General features: G+C 70.8%; 20 protein-coding genes. 14 read left to right on the forward strand and 6 right to left on the reverse strand.

The window, feature by feature from the left end; all coding sequences use genetic code 11:
- Positions 1 to 193: 193 nt before the first annotated feature.
- Both BXA10_RS30905 and BXA10_RS15420 read left to right on the forward strand, forming a co-directional pair.
- A complete protein-coding gene (locus tag BXA10_RS30905; protein ID WP_139338012.1) occupies positions 194 to 694 on the forward strand; it encodes a hypothetical protein in 501 nt (166 codons plus the stop codon).
- A gap of 161 nt (positions 695 to 855) precedes the next feature.
- Positions 856 to 1,608: an alpha/beta hydrolase gene (locus BXA10_RS15420; protein ID WP_245828267.1), complete on the forward strand. Its 753-nt coding sequence runs from the start codon at positions 856 to 858 to the stop codon at positions 1,606 to 1,608.
- A 63-nt stretch (positions 1,609 to 1,671) separates the two neighbouring features.
- Here BXA10_RS15420 and BXA10_RS15425 read toward each other — a convergent pair whose 3' ends face one another.
- From BXA10_RS15425 to galE, 3 genes are all read right to left on the reverse strand, one after another.
- Entirely contained in the window at positions 1,672 to 1,983 is a 312-nt protein-coding gene (locus BXA10_RS15425; protein WP_076471065.1) for a hypothetical protein, read from the reverse strand.
- A 273-nt stretch (positions 1,984 to 2,256) separates the two neighbouring features.
- Positions 2,257 to 3,414 (reverse strand): galactokinase, encoded by a 1,158-nt coding sequence (gene galK / locus BXA10_RS15430; RefSeq protein WP_076471066.1) that lies wholly within the window; start codon positions 3,412 to 3,414, stop codon positions 2,257 to 2,259.
- Positions 3,411 to 4,340, reverse strand: coding sequence for a UDP-glucose 4-epimerase GalE (galE, locus tag BXA10_RS15435; RefSeq protein WP_245828277.1), 930 nt, complete (start codon positions 4,338 to 4,340; stop codon positions 3,411 to 3,413). Before galE ends, galK begins: the two co-directional genes overlap by 4 nt.
- Positions 4,341 to 4,632: 292 nt before the next feature.
- Here galE and BXA10_RS15440 point away from each other — a divergent pair, with 292 nt between their 5' ends.
- The 6 genes from BXA10_RS15440 (at position 4,633) to BXA10_RS15465 (ending at position 9,231) form a co-directional block, all read left to right on the forward strand.
- A complete protein-coding gene (locus BXA10_RS15440; protein WP_076471068.1) occupies positions 4,633 to 5,658 on the forward strand; it encodes a hemolysin family protein in 1,026 nt (341 codons plus the stop codon).
- 33 nt (positions 5,659 to 5,691) lie between these two features.
- Entirely contained in the window at positions 5,692 to 6,717 is a 1,026-nt protein-coding gene (gene trpS, locus BXA10_RS15445) for a tryptophan--tRNA ligase (RefSeq protein ID WP_076471069.1), read from the forward strand.
- A gap of 62 nt (positions 6,718 to 6,779) precedes the next feature.
- On the forward strand, positions 6,780 to 7,331 hold the full coding sequence (locus BXA10_RS15450) for a 2'-5' RNA ligase family protein (RefSeq protein ID WP_425436071.1): 552 nt from the start codon (positions 6,780 to 6,782) through the stop codon (positions 7,329 to 7,331).
- A gap of 66 nt (positions 7,332 to 7,397) precedes the next feature.
- Positions 7,398 to 8,321: a YihY/virulence factor BrkB family protein gene (locus BXA10_RS15455; protein WP_076471071.1), complete on the forward strand. Its 924-nt coding sequence runs from the start codon at positions 7,398 to 7,400 to the stop codon at positions 8,319 to 8,321.
- A gap of 17 nt (positions 8,322 to 8,338) precedes the next feature.
- Positions 8,339 to 8,707 carry a GntR family transcriptional regulator gene (locus BXA10_RS15460; RefSeq protein WP_076471258.1) on the forward strand — a complete coding sequence of 123 codons (369 nt, stop codon included), beginning with the start codon at positions 8,339 to 8,341 and terminating at the stop codon, positions 8,705 to 8,707.
- An 80-nt stretch (positions 8,708 to 8,787) separates the two neighbouring features.
- On the forward strand, positions 8,788 to 9,231 hold the full coding sequence (locus BXA10_RS15465) for a hypothetical protein (protein ID WP_076471072.1): 444 nt from the start codon (positions 8,788 to 8,790) through the stop codon (positions 9,229 to 9,231).
- A 49-nt stretch (positions 9,232 to 9,280) separates the two neighbouring features.
- On the opposite strand, the gene BXA10_RS15470 is transcribed toward BXA10_RS15465, so the two are convergent.
- The 3 genes from BXA10_RS15470 to BXA10_RS15480 form a co-directional block, all read right to left on the reverse strand.
- Positions 9,281 to 9,649 (reverse strand): VOC family protein, encoded by a 369-nt coding sequence (locus tag BXA10_RS15470; protein ID WP_076471073.1) that lies wholly within the window; start codon positions 9,647 to 9,649, stop codon positions 9,281 to 9,283.
- Positions 9,650 to 9,954: 305 nt separating this feature from the next.
- The gene (locus tag BXA10_RS15475; RefSeq protein ID WP_076471074.1) at positions 9,955 to 11,589 is read right to left on the reverse strand and encodes a glycoside hydrolase family 13 protein; all 1,635 of its coding nucleotides are present in this window, start codon (positions 11,587 to 11,589) and stop codon (positions 9,955 to 9,957) included.
- A gap of 149 nt (positions 11,590 to 11,738) precedes the next feature.
- The gene (locus BXA10_RS15480; protein ID WP_076471075.1) at positions 11,739 to 12,821 is read right to left on the reverse strand and encodes a LacI family DNA-binding transcriptional regulator; all 1,083 of its coding nucleotides are present in this window, start codon (positions 12,819 to 12,821) and stop codon (positions 11,739 to 11,741) included.
- 134 nt (positions 12,822 to 12,955) lie between these two features.
- Between BXA10_RS15480 and BXA10_RS15485 the strand changes: the two genes are divergently transcribed.
- The 6 genes from BXA10_RS15485 (at position 12,956) to BXA10_RS15510 (ending at position 19,981) form a co-directional block, all read left to right on the forward strand.
- A complete protein-coding gene (locus tag BXA10_RS15485; RefSeq protein ID WP_076471259.1) occupies positions 12,956 to 13,297 on the forward strand; it encodes a hypothetical protein in 342 nt (113 codons plus the stop codon).
- Between the two features lie 274 nt (positions 13,298 to 13,571).
- Entirely contained in the window at positions 13,572 to 14,639 is a 1,068-nt protein-coding gene (locus BXA10_RS15490) for a BMP family lipoprotein (RefSeq protein ID WP_076471076.1), read from the forward strand.
- Positions 14,640 to 14,903: 264 nt separating this feature from the next.
- Positions 14,904 to 16,421, forward strand: coding sequence for an ABC transporter ATP-binding protein (locus BXA10_RS15495; protein ID WP_342742887.1), 1,518 nt, complete (start codon positions 14,904 to 14,906; stop codon positions 16,419 to 16,421).
- A 76-nt stretch (positions 16,422 to 16,497) separates the two neighbouring features.
- Positions 16,498 to 17,877: an ABC transporter permease gene (locus BXA10_RS15500; protein WP_076471078.1), complete on the forward strand. Its 1,380-nt coding sequence runs from the start codon at positions 16,498 to 16,500 to the stop codon at positions 17,875 to 17,877.
- A gap of 3 nt (positions 17,878 to 17,880) precedes the next feature.
- Positions 17,881 to 19,161, forward strand: a complete 1,281-nt coding sequence (locus tag BXA10_RS15505) for an ABC transporter permease (RefSeq protein WP_076471079.1) — start codon at positions 17,881 to 17,883, stop codon at positions 19,159 to 19,161.
- A gap of 115 nt (positions 19,162 to 19,276) precedes the next feature.
- Positions 19,277 to 19,981, forward strand: a complete 705-nt coding sequence (locus tag BXA10_RS15510; protein WP_076471080.1) for a cytidine deaminase — start codon at positions 19,277 to 19,279, stop codon at positions 19,979 to 19,981.
- Positions 19,982 to 20,019 lie beyond the last annotated feature (38 nt).

A 20,019-nucleotide genomic window follows, 5' to 3' on the forward strand; every position in this document is an offset into this window, starting at 1 on the left:
GTGGGCAGCCGAAAAGTGAGCGACAGCCCGGGCGCCTCGACCGAAGCCTGGCCGGGCCACGATCGCAGGTCAATGAAACAAGTAGCCGATGAGCGCGGCAGGATGCTGATCGGCACGGTGGAAGAGGCGGGCCGGCGTTCGCCGCTGCGTCACTATGCTGTCGCACCAAGCGCTAGCCGGGGAGGTCTTTGGGGTGTCAGCGATTGCATCGCTGTACGTGCTCGATCGAGACCGGGTCGTGGAACTGGCCGGTCTGGTCGGCCGGCCGTCATGGTGGGCTCGATTGCCTCGCTCCAGCGCCACCACCGACCAGAACGGTGCGTTCTTTCAGGTACTGGCTAAGCATGCACGCCCAGTGCGGCCCGGGTACGAGTGGTCGGGATACTGCATGCTGGCGGTGGTGGACTATCTACAGCGTCACGGCGTACCGCTGCGGCGCTCGGATCTCAGAGCTGAGTCGTCGGCCATCAACCGGGTCTACGGCGAGACGCTCCTGCTCACTCCGGTGCACAAGAAATATCTGGGTAAGCTCGCGCCCGACGCGCATCGCGAAGACGAGCTCCGGGCCTACTTCGAGAACAAGCGCCTCGGATTCGAGGAGGCCGGGATGGCGGCCATGGATGGCCTGGAGCTTCTCCACGACACGTTGTCCGGATTGCAGCCGGACGAGGTCCTGCTGCTCAACGTCGGCTGAGGCCCGCCCACTGCAACGCACTCATTTAGCCGCCAACCGCGCGTCACCGACGGTTGCCGTCTGCCGCTGGGCGTCCGGACGTGCCGAGGAATGGATCCCGTGGGCCCATGAAGCTGAACCGCCCTGACGGCATAGTCCGTTGTTCGCAGTCAGCGTGACGGGTGGGATGGCGGCTCGCTGGCCGAATCCTGAAGGGTGTGGTCATGAATACCGCCTACGTTCTCGTGCATAGTCCGTCGGTCGGGCCCCTGACATGGGCGTCGACAGCGCAGGCACTCGAAGGCTCGGGGGCGGTGGCCATCGTGCCGTCGCTCCTGGGCGTCGCGGATGCGCGTCCGCCGTTCTGGTGGTCCGTCGCCGAGAAGGTCAGAGCCGCGATCGACCGGCTACCGCCGGACCAAGCCGTCGTCATCGTGGCGCACAGCAACGCTGGCCTCTTCGTGCCGGTGATCGTAGAAGCAACCTCCCGGCGGATCGTCGGCTGCCTGTTCGTCGATGCGGCGCTGCCGTCACCTGCCGGACCGACGCCTGTCGCGCCACCTGAGCTGTTGGACTTTCTACGCCCGAAGGTGACCGGCGGCCGGCTTCCGCAATGGACGGCGTGGTGGGACGAGTCCGACGTCGCGCCGATGTTCCCGGACGCGCAGACGCGCAGAGCTGTGTCGGCCGAACAGCCCCGGCTGCCGCTGAGCTACTACGAGGAACTCGTTCCCACCCCGGCCGGCTGGGACAACCGGCCGTGCGGCTACCTGCTGTTCGGTCCACCGTATGAGGAGGTCGCCATCGATGCGAGGCAGCGCGGTTGGGCCGTCGACCACGTTCCGGGCGGGCATCTGCACCAGCTGGTGGACCCACGCGCCGTGACGGACCGCATCATGGCGATGACCCGTGACTGGCGATCCTCGACGTCCTGAGTTCCGACATGATCCGATGCGCGGATCTGCCGCTGGTCGCACGCTCACGCCGATGAGCCGATGTTATGGGCCGAACCCGCCGCAAACGTAGGAGAGGCTTGCGGCCAGTCCCAGTACCCAGCCCGCCACGAGGCCCGACGACGAACCACGGCCGAGGGGGCCGGACAGCGCGACGCAGCCCCACAGCAACACCAGCTGCGCAATGCCGTACGTGAATGCGGCAGAGAAGAGTACGCCGAACCTGCCACCGGAATCGAGATCTGCATCCGGGCCGCCGCCAGCGGCAATGGCCACGGCAAGCGTGACCCCGAGGGCAACGCCGTGCCCGGCGAGAGCGACAACCGCACCGGCGACCATGGGGCGGGTGAGCTCCACCGGCCGAGCATGCCAGATACGTCAGCCATCGACGGGAAGCGGGCAACCCGGCGAGCACGTGGCCGGCGGATGCGGTCATGCCCCGATGCGCGTTTCCCGGCGCCGCTCGCCCTGCACCAGGTGCTCCACCCGCGTCCCCGTCTCCGTCAGGACCCCGTCCCGCGCCGCAGCCACCCCTAACCTCTCGCGCACTTTCACGGAAAGAGTGGCTGTCCGGCCCCGGACAGCCACTCTTTCCGTGAAAGAGGCGTATGGGGGTGGGGGAGGGAGGGGTTAGTCGAGGCGGATGGCGCCGGGGGCGGGGAGGACTGTCACATTGCCGGGGGCGGTGAAACCCCGCTCGGCGTACGCGGCGGTGACGGCGGCGGCGACCGAGTCGGCGGCCGCTGCCTCGACGAGGGCGAGGACGCAGCCGCCGAAGCCACCGCCGGTCATCCGTGCGCCGAGTGCGCCGGCGGCGAGCGCCGCCTCGACCGCGGTGTCGATCTCCGGCACGGTGATCTCGAAGTCGTCGCGCATCGAGACGTGCGAGGCGGTGAGCAACGGGCCGATCTCGCGGACCCGGCCGGCGCGCAGCAGCGCCACCGTGTCGAGTACCCGCTGGTCCTCGGTGACCACGTGCCGGACCCGGCGGCGGGTCTCCGGGTCGTCGAGGCGGGCGAGCGCGGCGTCGAGCTGGTCGATGGTGACGTCGCGCAGCGCGGGCACACCGAGCAGCTCGGCACCGGCCTCACAGGACTTGCGCCGGGCCGCGTACTCGCCGTCGGCGTGCCGGTGCGGGGCGTGGCTGTCGATGACCAGCATGGCGAGCCCGGCGGCTCGCAGGTCGAACGGGATGTGTTCGACGCCCTCGGTGCGGCAGTCGAGGAAGAGCGCGTGCCCGTCGCGGCAGCGGATGGAGGCCGACTGGTCCATGATGCCGGTCGGCGCCCCGACGTAGTGGTTCTCGGCGCGTTGCGCGAGCCGGGGCTGCCGGTCGGCGGGCAGGTCGAGGTCGCCAAGGTCGACCAGTGCGGTCAGCACCGCCGCCTCCAGCGCGGCCGACGAGGAGAGCCCGGCGCCGAGTGGCACGTCGGACGCGATGGCGAGGCGGGCGCCGGGCACGTCGTGACCCGCGTCGCGCAGGGCCCAGACGACCCCGGCGACGTACGCTCCCCAGCCGGTGACCCGGCCGGGCTCGTCGACCTCGTCGGCGCCGAAGCTGATCGTCTCGCCGGACAGCTCCGACCAGACCGTCCAGCGCGCGCCTTCCTGCCGGTCGGCCGCCGCAACCGTACGCAGCGGCAGCGCGAAGGGGAGCACGAAGCCGTCGTTGTAGTCGGTGTGCTCGCCGATCAGGTTGACCCGGCCGGGTGCCGCCCAGTGACCTGCGGGTGGCTCACCGAACTCCTGACGGAAGCCGGCGGTGGCGCGGTCGGCGACGTCGGTCATGCCTGCTCCATGATGTGCGTGCGGTAGAAGGTCCAGGCGTCGCCGACCATGTCGTGCAGGGTCGGCTTCTGCGGCACCCAGCCCAGCTCCTCGCGGGCCAGCCGGGAGGAGGCCACGAGCTCGGCGGGGTCGCCTTCGCGGCGCGGTGCCATCTCGACCGGCAGGGGATGCCCGGTCACCTCGCGGACCACGTCGACCACCTGCCGGTTGGTGAACCCGTTGCCGTTGCCGAGGTTGTAGACCCGGTGCTGGCCGGCGGTGGCGGCGTCCAGCGCGAGCAGGTGGGCCCGGGCCAGGTCGGCCACGTGGATGTAGTCGCGGACGCAGGTGCCGTCGACGGTCGGGTAGTCGTCGCCGAAGAGCTGGAGCTTCTCCCGCCGGCCGGCGGCGACGTCCAGCGCGATCGGGATCAGGTGGGTCTCCGGGGCGTGCCGCTCGCCGAGGGCGACGTCGTCGGTGAGGTGCGCGCCCGCCACGTTGAAGTAGCGCAACGAGACGGCGGCCAGGCCGTGCCCGATCGCCTCGGAGGTGAGCGCCATGTCGACGGCGAGCTTGGTGGCCCCGTACGTGTTGGTCGGCGCCTTCACCGCGGTCTCCGGGATCGGCAGCTCCGTCGGATTGCCGTAGACGGCGGCGGTGGAGGAGAAGACCAGGCGGGGGATCCCGGCGGCCCGGACCGCGTCGATCAGGGCGAGCGAGCCGACGGTGTTGTTGTGCCAGTAGAGCTCGGGCTTGACCATCGATTCGCCGGCGGCGATGAGGGCGGCGAAGTGCAGTACCCCGTCGAATCCGGCTTCCCGGGTGAGGATCTGTGCCGCCTCGTGGACGGGCAGGTCGACGTGGGTGGCGTCGGGGGCGAGTGCGACCCGATGGCCGGTGCGCAGGTCGTCGAGGACGACCACCTCGTGACCGGCGTCGAGCAGCATCCGGGTCACGACGCTGCCGATGTAGCCAGCGCCGCCGGTGACGAGCAGTTTCACGTCGTTGCCTCCTGCCTGGCCGGCTCGGAACGCGGCCGCTGTCGGTGCACACCCTACGGGCGGGTGGGGTGGCTCGGCCCGTCACGCCGGGCATCGCAATTCCATCATAAACTCTCACGATCCAACAGAGTTGAACACGTGCGGATGGTTCGACCAGGGTGCCGCAGGCCGCGGCGGGCCGCAGCGCCGGCCGCGGGAAACCCGGTGCCGGAACGTCCCGCTGTCTACCATCTCTGACATGCGGGAAGCAGGCGGTCCCGAGCACCGGCGACGCACCCGGCGACGGCCGGGGCGCGACCCCGGCCCGCTCGCCCGGGCCGTGGCCCGGATGGTGGTGCGGGCGGCCGACGCCGCCACGCGTCGGGTCACCGACCTGCTCGGCGCCGGCCCGGCGGCCGGTCGGGAGCAGATCAGCGAGTCCGACCTGCGTGACCTGGTGGCCGCGAACACCCTGCTCGACGCCGACGAGCGCCGGATCATCGACGAAGTGCTGGTCGCCGGCGCACGGCTGATCCGCGAGGTCATGATGCCCCGCACCGAGGTGGTCTTCCTGCCCGCCGGACTGAACATCACCGAGGCGGCGCGACTGGTGCGGGCCGAGCCGCACACCCGCTATCCGGTCACCGACGGCACCCACGACGACGTGGTCGGCTTCGTCCACCTGCACGACGTGCTGCTGCGCCCGGACACCGATCCGCGGGTCACCGTCGGCGAGCTCGTCCGGGAGGTGAAGCGACTGCCCGGCAGCAAACGGGTACTCGCCGCGCTGACCGAGATGCGGCGGGAGGGGCACCACCTGGCGGTGGTGGTCGACGAGTACGGCGGCACGGCCGGCATCGTCACGCTCGAAGACCTCATCGAGGAGCTGGTCGGCGAGATCCACGACGAGTACGACGCCACCCCGGACCCGCTGCACACCGGGCTGCCCGCGGTGGTCGACGGCCGGCTCAACCTCGCCGACTTCGCGGAGCGCACCGGGATCACGCTGCCGCCCGGGCCGTACGAGACGGTGGGCGGGTTCGTGATGGCCGTGCTGGGACGGCTGCCGGTCGCCGGTGACGAGGTGCCGGTGGCGCCCGGTCCGAGCGACGCCGGCACCGGTGGACCGGGCGACCCGCCCGGCGGCTGGGCGCTGCGGGTGCTGGCCCTGGAGGGACGGCGGGCGGCCCGGATCGCGGTCGCCGCCGCACGACTGCCGGAGCAGCGGCGTGAGGTGACAGCGCCCACCTCGACCGGCGGAGGCCGACCCGCCGGGCCGTCATGACGGACGCCCGGGCGGGCTGACAGAATTGGCGTCATGCCCGACGTTCCCGCCCGCCCCCGCGTCTTCTCCGGCATCCAGCCGACCGCCGACTCGTTCCACCTCGGCAACTACCTGGGCGCGTTGCGGCACTGGGTAGCGCTGCAGGAGACCCACGAGGCGTTCTACTGCGTGGTCGACCTGCACGCGATCACCGCCGGGCACGACCCGAAGGTGCTCCGGCAGCGGTCCCGGGTCGCCGCCGCCCAGCTCTTCGCGCTCGGCCTCGACCCGGAACGCAGCACCCTCTTCGTCCAGTCCCAGGTGCCCGAGCACCCGCAGCTGGCCTGGGTGCTCGGCTGCATCACCGGGTTCGGCGAGGCGAGCCGGATGACCCAGTTCAAGGACAAGTCGCAGAAGCAGGGCAGCGACCGCTCCAGCGTGGGTCTCTTCACCTACCCGATCCTGCAGGCCGCCGACATCCTGCTCTACCAGGCCGACGCGGTGCCGGTCGGCGAGGACCAGCGCCAGCACCTGGAACTCTCCCGCGACCTGGCACAGCGGTTCAACTCGCTGTTCGGTAAGACCTTCACCGTGCCCGCGCCGCACATCGTGAAGGACACTGCGAAGATCACCGATCTGCAGGAGCCGACCGCGAAGATGTCGAAGTCGTCCTCCTCGCCCGCCGGCATCATCGATCTCCTGGAGGAGCCGGCCCGTACGGCCAAGAAGATCCGTTCGGCGGTCACCGACACCGGCCGGGAGATCGTCTTCGACGCCGAGGGCAAGCCGGGCATCGCCAACCTGCTGACCATCTACTCGGCGCTCTCCGGCCGCGACATCGACGACCTGGTCGCCGCGTACGCCGGCAAGGGTTACGGAGACCTGAAAAAGGATCTGGCCGAGGTGGTCGCCGAGTTCGTCCGGCCGATCCAGGAGCGCACGCGCGGTTACCTGGACGACCCGGCTCAGCTGGACAAGCTGCTGGCGACCGGCGCGGAGAAGGCTCGCGCGGTGGCCGGCCCGACGCTGCGCCTCGCGTACGAGCGGATCGGGTTCTTCCCGCCGGTGCGCGGCGAGTAGCGCCGCGACGCGGCACAGGACTGGGTGGACACGGGCCGGTGGCCGGAGAGGTGGCGCGCAGCGTGGATCGCAGGGACGGGGCGTCCGGGCAGGGTGACCTCATCCAGATCGGGGTAGCTGTCGACATCCCGGAGCCATGGGGTGGTCAGCTGACCCGGCGGCGCGCGGAGGCCGGCGACCCGCAGGCGGCCGACATCCCCGCGCACGTGACGCTGCTCGGGCCGACCGAGATACCGGCCGCCGCCCTGCCCGCCGTGGAGCGGCACCTGGCCGCGGTCTCGTCGGCCCACCTGCCGTTCACCCTGCACCTGCGCGGCACCGGCACATTCCGGCCGGTGACCCAGGTGGTCTTCGTGGCGGTGGCCGCCGGGATCAGCGAGTGTGAACTGCTGGCCGGCGCGATCAGCGCCGCCCCGGAGCTGAATCGGGAGGCACGGTTTCCGTACCACCCGCACGTCACCGTGGCGCAGGACGTCCCGGCCGAGGCGCTGGACAAGGTCTACGAGGACCTCGCCGACTTCTCGGCCGTGTTCGAGGTGGCGGCCTTCACCCTCTTCCTGCACAGTGGGCAGGCCCGGTGGCAGCCCCGGCGTGACTTCCGGCTGGGCGGCTGACCGACCGCGTGGGCACACGCGCGACGGTTACCCCCACGGCGGGGCGACATCGGCGAGGATGACGGCGTGAACGTGATCGGCCGGGTCGAGGCGAGCATCGACCGCTGGGTGAGCGCCGGCCGCCGCCGGTCCGCGCTCTTCGACCACGTATGGCGCGCCGGCGCCCGCTACGCCGAGGTGCTCGGTGGCCGGCTGGCTGCGGCGATCGCCTACTACGGCTTCTTCGCGGTCTTCGCGCTCGCTCTCGTCGTGTACGCCATCTTCGGCGCGACCCTGAACGACAACAGCGATTTCAGCATGGCCGCGAGCAGGTTCCTCCGGGATAATCTGCCGTTCCTCGACCCGGCGCAGATCGCCAACAGCAGCGGCACGGTCGGGGTGATCGGTCTGATCATCCTGACCTTCACGGGGATCGGTTGGATCGAGGCGATCCGCTCCTCCCAGCGACTGATCTACGGGCTCAACCAGCAACCCGGCAACCTGGTGATCCGCCGGCTGGTGGACATCGGCGTGATGGTCCTCGTCTTCGTGCTGCTCGGCGCCTCGGTGGCGGCCGTCGACGCGCTCGAGTCGGCGTTGCGCTTCCTGCTGCGCAGCACCGGGTCGCTCGGCCTGACCACGCTGAGCGCGGTACTCAGCGTGGTGGTCAACGCGGTCCTCGCCACGCTGCTGCTCGTCGCGGTGCCCCGGCTGCGGATGAGCCGTTCGCGACTGCGCCCGGTCGTGCTGCTCGTAGCGGTCGGCATCACTCTGCTCAACACGGTCGGCCGCTACTACGTCGTACGCACCGAGCACAGCCCCGCGTACACCGTCGTGGCCGGCGCGGTCGGGCTGCTGCTCTACCTCTACCTGCTCAACCAGTTGCTGCTCTTCGGCGCGGCGCTCGCCGCGACAAGCACCCGGGGACGGGTGGTCGACCTGGCGGCGGGCCCGCCGCCGGCCAACCTCGACGAGCAGATCGATCCCGGCACCCCGGGAGGTGCCAGTTGACCAAGCGGGAGGCGGACATGCTGATCTCGGTCGACCTGGATTCGCCCGTGCCGCCCTACGAGCAGGTGCGCGGCCAGCTCGCCGAGATGGTCGGGGACGGGCGGCTTCCGGTGGGCACCCGGCTGCCCACGGTGCGGCAGCTCGCCGCGGACCTCAACCTGGCTCCGAACACGGTGGCCCGGGCGTACCGGGAGTTGGAGGGTGCCGGGCTGCTCGAGACCCGGGGCCGCAACGGCACGTTCGTGGCGCCGGGTCGGGACGACGCGATGGACCGGCTGCAGCGGTCGGCCGCCGACTACGCCCTCGAGGCCCGCCGGCTCGGTGTGCCGCCCGGTACGGCGCTGGCGCTGGTCCGGGCCGCCCTGGACGCGTCCCGCCCCGGCTGAGAGACCGTCGGGTAACCCGGCGCGAGCGGGATCGGGCGATTGTTCCACGGCGGCCGGTGGTGACGGACCATGATGGGCCGGTGGGGGCACTCGTGACGTTGGACCTGCCGAGCGATTCGCCGATGCTCGGCCTGCCGTGGATCATCACGTTCGGCCCGCTCGGCGACGCCGACGAGTGGGAGCCGGTGGTCTGCGGGCCGTACGAACGGCCGCACGCGCTCGCCCTGGCCGAGGCGGTGGTGGCGGAGGAGCAGCTGATGGCGGTGGTCGAGCCGCTGCTGCCGGCGCTCTCCGCCGAGGAGATCCGCAGCGAGATCGCCGCCGCCCAGATAGCCGCGGCGGACGAGGCCGCGCAGGTCGACGAGGTCGACCTCTACGGCGACTTCGAGGACACCATCGACGAGGAGTTGGACGCGGCGGCGGACGAGGTGGGTCGCGGCGAGCCGACCGTGCCACCGACCGAGGCCGAGCTGCGGGCCGGGTTCCGGCGGATCGCCGAGATACTGACCGCCAAGGGCTCCTGACCGCCGGCGCGGCGCCGAGCGGCGACGTCGTCGCCGGACACGACCGGTGTCAGGGCCGGTCCGGCGGGTGGTTCAGCACGCAGAACTCGTTGCCCTCGGGGTCGGTGAGCACCACGAACGGTTCGTCGCCGGTCTGCCCGACGTCCGCCTGCCGGGCGCCCAGCGAGACGAGCCGCCGCACCTCCGCGTCCGCGTCGCCGTCGCTGACCAGGTCGAGGTGAAGGCGGTTCTTGCCCGGTTTGTTAGTGCCCGAGCCCTGCAGCCACATGGTCGGCCCGGTCCCGGCCGGGTCCGGGAAGAGCTTCGCGCTACCGTCGCCGCCCTGCTCGACGCGGTAGCCGAGCGCGGCGGACCAGAACGCCGCCATGAGGTCGACGTCCTCGACATCGACGGTGTACTGCGCCACCCGGGCCACCATGCGCCACCTCCAGTGCGTCCCGCATCTGCCGGGGCGGTGCTCCTCCCGCGATGGACCCCCGCGGCCGCCGCCGTATGTCCGGGTTACCCCGAGGGGATCGCGGTGACACACCGCCCACTGTGCCCGCAGGGAAGCACGGCCCGCACCGGTGAGCGTTCGGCGGTCGCGGGAACGGACGCCGGCGCCCCGCGGAGCGGACTCCGCGAGGCGCCGGCACCACCTCACCCCCACCACAAGGGGTCGGTGCCCCAGCCGCCCGCCGGCGCGGAGCACGGCGGACGACCAGGTCGCTTTCGGTTACCCGCTCAGCGCCGTTCGAACCAGGCAGCCGAGTCGACCGGCAGCAGATGACCGTCACCCGTGCCGGCGAGCGGTTCGCTCGCGACCACCGGTTCGCCGTACCCGGCGACGTGGGCCGGGACGCCACTGATGTTGACCACGCAGGTCAACTCGCTGCCGCCCGCGGTGCGGGAGAAGGCCAGCAGGCCCGGCTCGGCCTCCAGCCAGCTGATCCCGGCCCCCTCGGACGCCAGCGCCGGATGGGTACGCCGGATCCGGAGCGCGTCGCGGTAGAGCTCCAGCGTCGAGCCGGGCACGCCGGTCTGGGCGGCGACCGAGAGCGCCGCCCAGGTGGCCGGGGCCGGTAGCCAGCTCAGCTCGCACGCTTGCGGCCCGAAGCCGTACGGGGGCAGGTCGCCACCCCACGGGATCGGCACCCGGCAGCCGTCCCGGCTCTCCCCGGTACGCCGGAACGCCGGGTCCTGGCGCAGCTCGTCGGGGAGGTCCAGCACCTCGGGCAGGCCCAGCTCCTCGCCCTGATAGACGTACGCGCAGCCGGGCAGCGCGAGCATCAGCAGAGCCGCGGCGCGGGCCCGGCGCAGCCCGTCGGGTCCGTCGCCGTAGCGGGTCACGTGCCGCTGCTTGTCGTGGTTGGAGAGCACCCAGGTGGTCGGCGCGCCGACGATGGCCGCCTCGGCGAGCGCCGTGTCGATCACCTTACGGAACGATTCGGCCGACCAGGTGGCGTCGAGGAAGTCGAAGTTGAACGCCTGGTGCAGCTCGTTCGGGCCGATGTAGCGGGCCAGCCGCTGCGGCGTCTCGGCCCATGCCTCGGCGACCGCCATCCGGCCGCCGGGGTAGCTGTCCAGAATGGGGCGCCAGGCACGGTAGATCTCGTGGACCTCGTCCTGGTCGAAGTAGGGGAGCCGGCCCTTGCCGAGCAGTTCGACCTGACGCCGGCCGGTGGTCATCGTGCTGAACCCGACGTCGGGCAGCCCCTCGGCCTTGATCATTCCGTGCGCCACGTCGATCCGGAAGCCGTCCACGCCGCGGTCCAGCCAGAACCGCAGGATGTCCTCGAACTCGGCGCGCACCTCGGGATTCCGCCAGTCCAGGTCGGGTTGGGCCGGGTCGAACAGGTGCAGGTACCACTGGCCGTCCTCGACCCGGGTCCAGGCCGGGCCGCCGAAGATGCTCTCCCAGTCGTTGGGCGGAAGCTCGCCGTGCTCACCCCGGCCTTCGGTGAAGAGGTAGCGGGCGCGTTCCGGCGAGCCCGGTCCGGCGGCGAGCGCCGCGACGAACCAGGGGTGTGCGCTGGAGGTGTGGTTCGGTACCAGGTCGACGATGATCCGCAGTCCGAGGGAGTGCGCGTCGCCGATCATCGCGTCGAAGTCGGTGAGGGTGCCGAAGCTCGGGTCGACGTCACGGTAGTCGGCCACGTCGTAGCCGCCGTCGATCATCGGTGAGGTGTAGAAGGGCGTCAGCCAGAGCGCGTCGACCCCGAGGTCGCGCAGGTACGGCAGGTGCTGCCGGATCCCCGCGAGGTCGCCGACCCCGTCACCGTTCGCGTCGGCGAAGCTGCGGACGTAGACCTGGTAGACGACCGCCGAGCGCCACCAGTCGGGGTCGTCGGTGAGCGGGGTGGGGTGACTGGCGGTCATGGGTGGTCCTCGTTCCCGGATGCGATGGGGCGGCACCCGGCGCACTCTCGGGCGCGGGCGGTCTGAGCAGGATGCCGCCGGGGTGCTGCAAGAGTCAAGCAACCCTTGCGCAAGGAAGTGGTTCGGCCGCGCCGGCCGCACGGGAGCCGTCAGGCCGTCACGGCCAGCGCGGGCGGGGCCGCCCCGCGTCGGGTGGCTCCGCCCGGACCGGTCGGCGCGGAGGGCGCGACCGCGGTGGAACCCCGGACCACCAGCTCGGGGCGGAACAGGTACTCGGTGTGCGGGGCGCCGTGCCCGTTGATCTCGTCGACCAGGGCCCGGACGGCAGCCACGGACATCGCCGTGACCGGCTGCCGCATGGTGGTCAGCGGCGGATCGGTGAACGCCATCAGCGGTGAGTCGTCGTAGCCGACCACCGACAGGTCGGCCGGTACGGAAAGGCCGCGCTGCCGGGCCGCCCGGACCGCACCCAACGCCATCAGGTCCGAGCCGCACACCACACCCGTCACACCCCGGTCGAGCAGCCGCCCGGCGGCCGCCTCGCCGCCCTCCACGCCGAAGAGGCTCAGCTCGGCGAGCCCGTCCAGTTCGGACTCGGGGAGGCCGGCCATCCGGGTCATCGCACTGCGCCAACCGGCGACCTTGCGCCGCGCCGGCACGAAGCGGTCCGGCCCGGTGATCAGGCCGATCCGACGGTGCCCGAGCGCCACCAGGTGCGCGACGGCCAGCTCGGCGGCCTCTGCGTCGTCGCAGGAGACGAAGGGTGCGGGCACGTCCGGCACGTACCCGTTGATCATCACGATCGGCAGCGGGCGGGAGATCAGTGCGCGGTACCGGTCGTGGTCGGCTGCGGCATCGGCGTGCAGGCCGGAGACGAACACGATCCCGGAGACCTGGCGATCGAGCAGCATCTCGACGTACTCGTCCTCGGTGACCCCGCCCGGGGTCTGGGTGCAGAGCACCGGGGTGAACCCGCTCTGCGCCAGTGTGGACTCGATGACCTGGGCGAACGCGGGGAAGATCGGGTTGTCCAGCTCTGGCACCACCAGGCCCACCAGGCCGGCGCTGCGCTTGCGCAGCCGCGCGGGACGTTCGTAGCCGAGTACGTCGAGGGCGGTGAGGACGGCCTGCCGGGTCTCCTGGGCCACACCGGGACGGTCGTTGAGCACCCGCGACACCGTGGCCTCGCTGACTTCGGCCTGTCGGGCGATGTCGGACAGTCGAGCGCGCATGGCGGGCACTCTAGCTGACCGGCAAGTTCTTGCGGGCTCTGCAAGTCCTTTCATACTCTGAAAACCCTTGCCGACGCCTGCCTCGTCTCCGGGCCCCCTACTACAACGTGTCGTTGATGGGGGAGGATGTGCGCGTGGAAGCTTTGAGGCTGATTCTTCTCTACGTCCATCTGATCGGGTTCGCGTTGCTGCTGGGCGGTTCCCTGGCCCAGTACTTCAGCGGGCGGCTGCGCATCAATGCGGCCATGCTCTGGGGGTCCGTGATTCAACTGGTGACCGGTATCGGGCTTTCCGCCCCGCTTCGTGACGGTGACGAGCCGGCCCCGGCCAAGCTGGCCACCAAGGGCGTGATCGCGCTGCTGATCTTCGTGATGGTCTTCTTCTCGCGAAAGCGGGAAACGGTCAACCGTGGCCATTTCCTGGCAATTGTTGGGTTGACCCTGGTCAACGCCGCAGTGGCGGTCTTCTGGCGGTAACGTCGGCCCTGAAGGCCGCTTCAGAACCGGACTTTCATGACGCCAGGGTGCACTGTTACCAGCACGAAGAGTGATCTGCCCCACGCGACGGTTACGTAGGGGTAACAGGCACTCAACGGTCGTGCACGATTGGCGGCCGGTGGGTGGGCGCGGGCGTACGCTCCCGTCCGTAACGTGGGACGCCGGCGGCAACAGCGCAGGCCGGCTCAAGGGCAGCCACCGCACAAGGCGCGGTGTGCGATGGGAAGGAGACGTCTTGCGCTCGGTGCGTGGGATGCGGATCGCCTCGATCGTGGCGGCGGGTGGGCTCGTGCTGAGCGCCGCCGCTTGTGGTGAGGCGCCGGACGAGAACAACGGCGCCGGTGACGCCGGCAAGAAGTTCAGCGCCTGCATGGTGACCGACGTCGGCGGCATCGATGACAAGTCGTTCAACGCCTCTGCCTGGCAGGGTCTGAAGGACGCGCAGGCTGCCAACAGCAACATCGACCCCAAGTTCGTGGCGTCGAAGGCCGAGGCCGACTACGAGCCGAACCTGACGCAGTTCGTGAACCAGAAGTGCGACTTCATCCTGGCCGTCGGTGGCCTGATGGGTGACGCCACCAAGAAGATCGCGCAGGCGAACCCGAACCAGCAGTTCGGCATCGTCGACGCCGACCCGGGCGTGGACAACATCTTCCCGATGCAGTTCGACACCGCCCAGGCCGCGTTCCAGGCCGGCTACCTGGCCGCGGGGATGAGCAAGACCGGCAAGGTGGGCACCTACGGTGCGCTGCCGATCCCGCCGGTGACCATCTTCATGGACGGCTTCGTCGACGGCGTGGCGTACTACAACCAGACCAAGGGCAAGAACGTCCAGGCGCTGGGTTGGGACAAGGCGAGCCAGAAGGGTTCCTTCACCAACGACTTCGCCAAGCAGGACGAGGGCAAGAAGGTCTCCGACACGCTGGTCGCCCAGGGTGCCGACATCATCATGCCGGTCGCCGGCGGCTCCGGCCTCGGCACCACCGCGGCGGCCAAGGCCTCGAACGGCAAGTACAGCGTCATCTGGGTCGACGTCGACGGCTGCGAGAGCACCCCGGACTGCTCGGCGATCCTGACCACCGTGGTCAAGAACATTCCGGAGGCCGTCAAGGAGGCCGTGCTGAAGGCCGCCGGTGGCGAGAAGCTCCAGGCCAAGCCGGGCTTCGTCGGCGACCTGGCCAACAACGGTGTCTCCATCGCCCCGTTCCACGACTTCGACAGCAAGGTCCCGGCCGAGCTGAAGGCCGAGGTCGAGAAGATCAAGGCGGACATCGCCGCCGGCACCATCACCGTCACGTCGAAGGCCCAGCCGACCAAGTGACGACCAGCCGTTCCCCCTGGTGAGAACATCGGGGGGCCGGTAGGCAACACGGTAAGAACGACCCGGCCGCTCCGGCTCCCGCGGAACCTTCCGTCGGGCCGGGGCGGCCGGTCGCGCACGATGGCGACCGGCCGGCCCGGCCGTGTCGTCCGGCAGCCGGCCGGCGGCTAGGCTGCACCATCGCTCGCACTCCGGGAGGTTGCGCTGAGACTCGAACTGCGCGGCATCACCAAGCGGTTCGGTGATCTGGTCGCCAACGACCACATCGACCTGACGGTGGAGCCTGGTGAGATCCACGCCCTGCTCGGCGAGAACGGCGCGGGCAAGTCGACCCTGATGAACGTGCTCTACGGGCTCTACCAGCCCGACGAGGGCGAGATCCTGGTCGACGGCGAGCCGTTGAAGCTGCGCGGGCCCTCGGACGCCATCTCGGCCGGCATCGGCATGGTGCACCAGCACTTCATGCTGGTCCCCGTCTTCACGGTCACCGAGAACATCATGCTGGGCGCCGAGAAGGTTCGCGGCGGCATCTCCGGTTTCCTGGACCGACGGCGCGCCCGCCGGGAGGTCGTCGAGGTCTCCGAGCGGTACGGGCTGCGCGTCGACCCCGACGCGGTGATCGAGGACCTGCCGGTCGGCATCCAGCAGCGGGTCGAGATCGTCAAGGCGCTGACCCGGGACGTCGACCTGCTCATCCTGGACGAGCCGACCGCGGTGCTCACCCCGCAGGAGACCGAGGAACTGCTGACGGTCATGCGGTCGCTCAAGGCGGCCGGCAAGTCGATCGTGTTCATCACCCACAAGCTCGGCGAGGTCAAGGCGATCGCCGACCGGATCACCGTGATCCGGCGCGGCAAGACCGTCGGCACCGCCTCCCCGGAGGCCAGCCGGGACGAACTGGCCGCGCTGATGGTCGGCCGGAACGTGCGGCTCACGGTGGAGAAGGCCACGGCCAAGCCGGGCAAGGCGGTACTCGAGGTCGCCGGTCTGGTCGTCGACGACGACCGGCAGATCCGCGCCGTCGACGGGATCGACCTGACCGTGCACGCGGGCGAGGTGCTCGGCGTGGCCGGTGTGCAGGGCAACGGCCAGACCGAGCTGATCGAGGCGATCATGGGCCTGCGGCCGACGCTCGCCGGTTCGGTGACCCTCGACGGCGAGCGGGTCGACGGCTGGTCGACCAAGCGGGTGCTCCGCGCCGGCGTCGGCTACGTTCCCGAGGACCGCAGCGTCGACGGACTGGTCAAGGAGTTCAGCGTCGCGGAGAACCTGGTGCTGGACATCTACGACCGCCCGCCGTTCGCCGGTGGGCTCGCGCTGAAACCGCAGGCCATCGCGACCTCGGCGAAGGAGCGGATCGAGCAGTTCGACGTCCGTACCTCCTCGGCCAGCATGCCGGTGGGCACCCTCTCCGGCGGCAACCAGCAGAAGGTCATCGTGGCGCGGGAGCTGTCCCGTCCGCTGAAGCTCCTCATCGCCGCGCAGCCGACCCGCGGCGTCGACGTGGGGTCGATCGAGTTCATCCACAGCCAGGTCATCCACGAGCGGGACATCGGCACCGCCGTGCTGGTGGTCTCCAGCGAACTGGACGAGGTGCTCGGGCTGGCCGACCGGGTCGCGGTGATGTATCGCGGCCGCATCATCGGCATCGTCGGCCCGGACACCCCGCGCGAGGAGATCGGCCTGCTCATGGCAGGTATCACCCCCGAGGCGGCGGCCGACCGGGCCGAGGCCCGGCCGGCGACCGATGACGACGTGCCGACCAGCGAGGAAGAGGCATGAGCAAGCGTCAGCGAGCGAATCATCGACCCAGCGCCACGGTGCGCCAGGCCGGCGCCGAGCGGAGCGAGGTGACGGTGTGAGCTCCCCCGATCCGCAGCCCGGGTCGCCGGACAAGGACCCGGCGAGCAAGGCGCAGGCGGCGCAGGACTCGCTCGGCAACACCGAGCAGGCCGAGGACGCCACCACACCGCAGGCCGGGCCGGCCGGCGCGGCTCCCGATGGCGCGCCGGAGGCGAGGCCCAGCCTCGGGCGGCTGTTCCTGGCGAACCTCTGGGCCGCGAACACCGTCACGGTCACCGTGCTGTCGCTGGTGCTGGCGATCGTGGTCGGCGCGGTCCTCATGATCATTTCCGATCCGGCGGTCCTGTCGACGTACTCGTACATCACCGCCCGCCCGTCGGACGCGCTGAACTCGAGCTGGACGCTGGTGAGCGGGGGGTACGCGAACCTCTTCAAGGGTTCGGTCTTCGACCCCGAGGCGTTCACGGGGTGGCTGAACGGCAGCAACGGCTGGCAGGCGGTCCTCGCCCCGATCTCCGAGACGCTCACCTACACCGCGCCGCTGGTCTTCACCGGCCTGTCGGTGGCGCTGGCCTTCCGGGGCGGCCTGTTCAACATCGGCGGCCAGGGGCAGGCCACCCTCGGGGTGGTGTTCGCCGCGCTGGCCGGCTTCGCGCTGCCGCTGCCACCCGGGCTGCACCTGATCGTCGCGCTGCTCGCCGGCGCTCTCGGCGGCGCGATCTGGGGTTTCGTCCCGGGCATCCTCAAGGCGCGCACCGGCGCCCACGAGGTGATCATCACGATCATGCTCAACTACATCGGGACGTACCTGCTCACGTGGCTGATCGTGCAGAACGGGGTGCAGGACCCGAACCGCACCGACGCGATCAGCAAGTCCGTGGACCCGTCCGCGCAACTTCCCCGGCTGCTCGGCGACAACCTGCGCGTGCACGCCGGCATCCTGCTCGCCGTGCTGGCCACCTGGGCGGTGGCGTGGCTGCTGAACCGTTCGACGCTCGGCTTTGAGCTGCGGGCCGTGGGCGCCAACCCCGAGGCCGCCCGCACCGCCGGCATCAGCGTGACCCGGACCTTCGTCCTCATCATGGTCTTCGCCGGGCTCCTCTCCGGCCTGGGTGGCTCGAACATGGTGCTCGGCTCGACCGCCACCGCACTCACCCCGCAGGTGGTGGCGCAGATCGGCTTCGACGGCATCCTGGTGGCGCTGCTCGGCCGGCTGAAGCCGTGGGGTGTGGCGCTCGCCGCGCTGCTCTTCGGCGCGCTCCAGGCCGGTGGCAACCGGATGCAGTCGTACTCGGGGATCTCGCTGGAGCTGGTGACCGTGCTCCAGGCGCTGATCGTCATCTTCATCGCCGCGCCGGCCATGGTGAAGGCGATCTTCCAGCTCCGGGCCGCACGGGCTGCCCGGTTGCAGACGAGCCTGGCGAAGGGCTGGTAACTCATGTCCACCATGGCTGTCCCCGACGTGGCGGTCGCCGCGGTCGACGAGGGATTCTGGACCCGCAGCCGCAAGGTCGGTCTCGTGCTGGTGGCGCTCGGCCTGCTGGGGGCGTTGCTCTTCGGCGCGCTCGCCACCGACCAGCAGGCCCGGTTCACGCTCAGCGAGGACGCCGCCGGCACCGCATTGGAGATCAACGGTACGTTCGGCGCGATCCTTTTCGGCGCCATCGCGCTCGCCGCCGGCGCGGCGCTGCTCGCCGGGCTGCCGAAGCGCTGGTTCCTTCCGGTGCTCGCCGTCGGGCTGGTCGCCTTCGTGCTGTCGTTCCTCTGCTGGCAGGTCTCCGCCGCTCCGGCCGGCCAGAACTTCATGCCGCTCGTCAACATCATCCGCGGCACGTTCATCCTGGCCCTGCCGCTGATCTTCGGTGCCCTCGCCGGCGTGCTCTGCGAACGGTCCGGTGTGGTCAACGTGGCCATCGAGGGGCAGCTGCTGATGGGCGCCTTCAGTGGGGCTCTCTTCGGCAGCATCTCCGGCAACGTCTGGGTCGGCCTGGTCGCCGCTGCGATCGGCGGCGCGTTCATCTCCCTGCTGCTGGCCGTCTTCTCGATCCGCTACCTGGTCGACCAGACGGTCATGGGGATCGTGCTGAACCTGCTCGCGGTGGGTGTCACCGGCTTCCTCTACGAGCGGCTCATGCAGACCAACGCGGAGCGGTACAACAGCGCCCCCCGGTTCAGCAACTGGGAGATCCCGCTGCTCAAGGACATCCCGGTGCTCGGCCCGGCGCTGTTCCGCAGCAACATCTTCCTCTACCTCGGGCTGCTGCTGGTCCTGGTGATCCACATCGGGCTCTTCCGCACCCGGTGGGGCCTGCGTACCCGCTCGGTCGGCGAGCACCCGATCGCGGCCGACACCCTCGGCGTACGCGTGCTGCGGCTGCGCTACCGCAACGTGCTGCTGGCCGGTGTGGTCGCCGGCATCGGTGGCGCTTCCTACACGCTGGCGCTCTACTCGTTCACCAAGAACATGATCGGCGGCAAGGGCTTCATCGCCCTGGCCGCGCTGATCTTCGGGCGGTGGAATCCGACCGGCGCGCTGCTCGCCGCGCTCTTCTTCGGCTTCGCCGACCAGCTCGCCACGTACCTGGGCGCGATCAACAGCGTGATCCCGAGCCAGTTCCTCGCCATGCTGCCCTACCTGGCGACGATCCTGGCCGTGGCCGGGCTCGTCGGCCGGGTGCGCGCACCGGCCGCCGACGGCAAGCCGTACGTCAAGGGCTGAGCCCGAGCGTGGGCACGCGGGGGCCCGGGACGATCAGCTGATCGTCCCGGGCCTTTCTCCAGGCCGGCATGGTCCTCACCGCCTCCCGTCAGCGGCTGTTCGGCACAATGTAGGGGTGACGGAGATCGACTGGACGCGGCTGCGCGCCGCCGCCACCGAGGTGATGCGGCATGCGTACGCCCCATACTCGAAGTTTCCGGTCGGAGCGGCCGGTCTGGTCGACGACGGCCGGGTGGTGGTCGGCTGCAACGTGGAGAACGCCGCGTACGGGGTGGTGCTCTGCGCCGAGTGCGGTGTCGTCTCCTCGCTGCACGCCACCGGCGGGGGCCGGCTCGTAGCGCTCTCCTGCGTCGACGCGACCGGGGAGCCGCTGATGCCGTGCGGCCGGTGCCGGCAGCTGCTCTGGGAGAACGGTGGTCCGGAGTGCCTGATCGAGACGAAGGGGCGCCCGCTGCGGATGGCCGAGCTGCTGCCGCACGCGTTCGGCGTCGAGGACCTGGAGGCGGTGGTCGGGGAGACCCCGCTGCCGGTGGTGCCGGAGCGGTTGGCCGCCTGGCGCGGCCGGGGCACGGTCTTCGTGCATCCGGATCTCTCCGCCGGCCAGCAGGTCTGGACGGCGTACTGGGAGCGGTCGGCGGGGGACGACGCGGGGGCCGAAACCGGTGTGCTGGAGGAAGGGCCGAGCTGGGACGACCCGGCCGAGGCGATCACCTGGGGGCTGGCCCGTACACCCCGGGTGGTGGTGGTCGACGCGAGCGGCACCATCTTCTGGGCGGGCGAGGGCGAGCCGCCGATGGAGATCCCGGTCCGCTGGGGTTGATCGTGGTTCAGCTTCGGAGCCGGGGCCGGTCGAGCGTG

It is taken from the genome of Micromonospora avicenniae (genome assembly GCF_900156065.1).
In the GTDB taxonomy this organism is placed as follows: domain Bacteria; phylum Actinomycetota; class Actinomycetes; order Mycobacteriales; family Micromonosporaceae; genus Micromonospora; species Micromonospora avicenniae.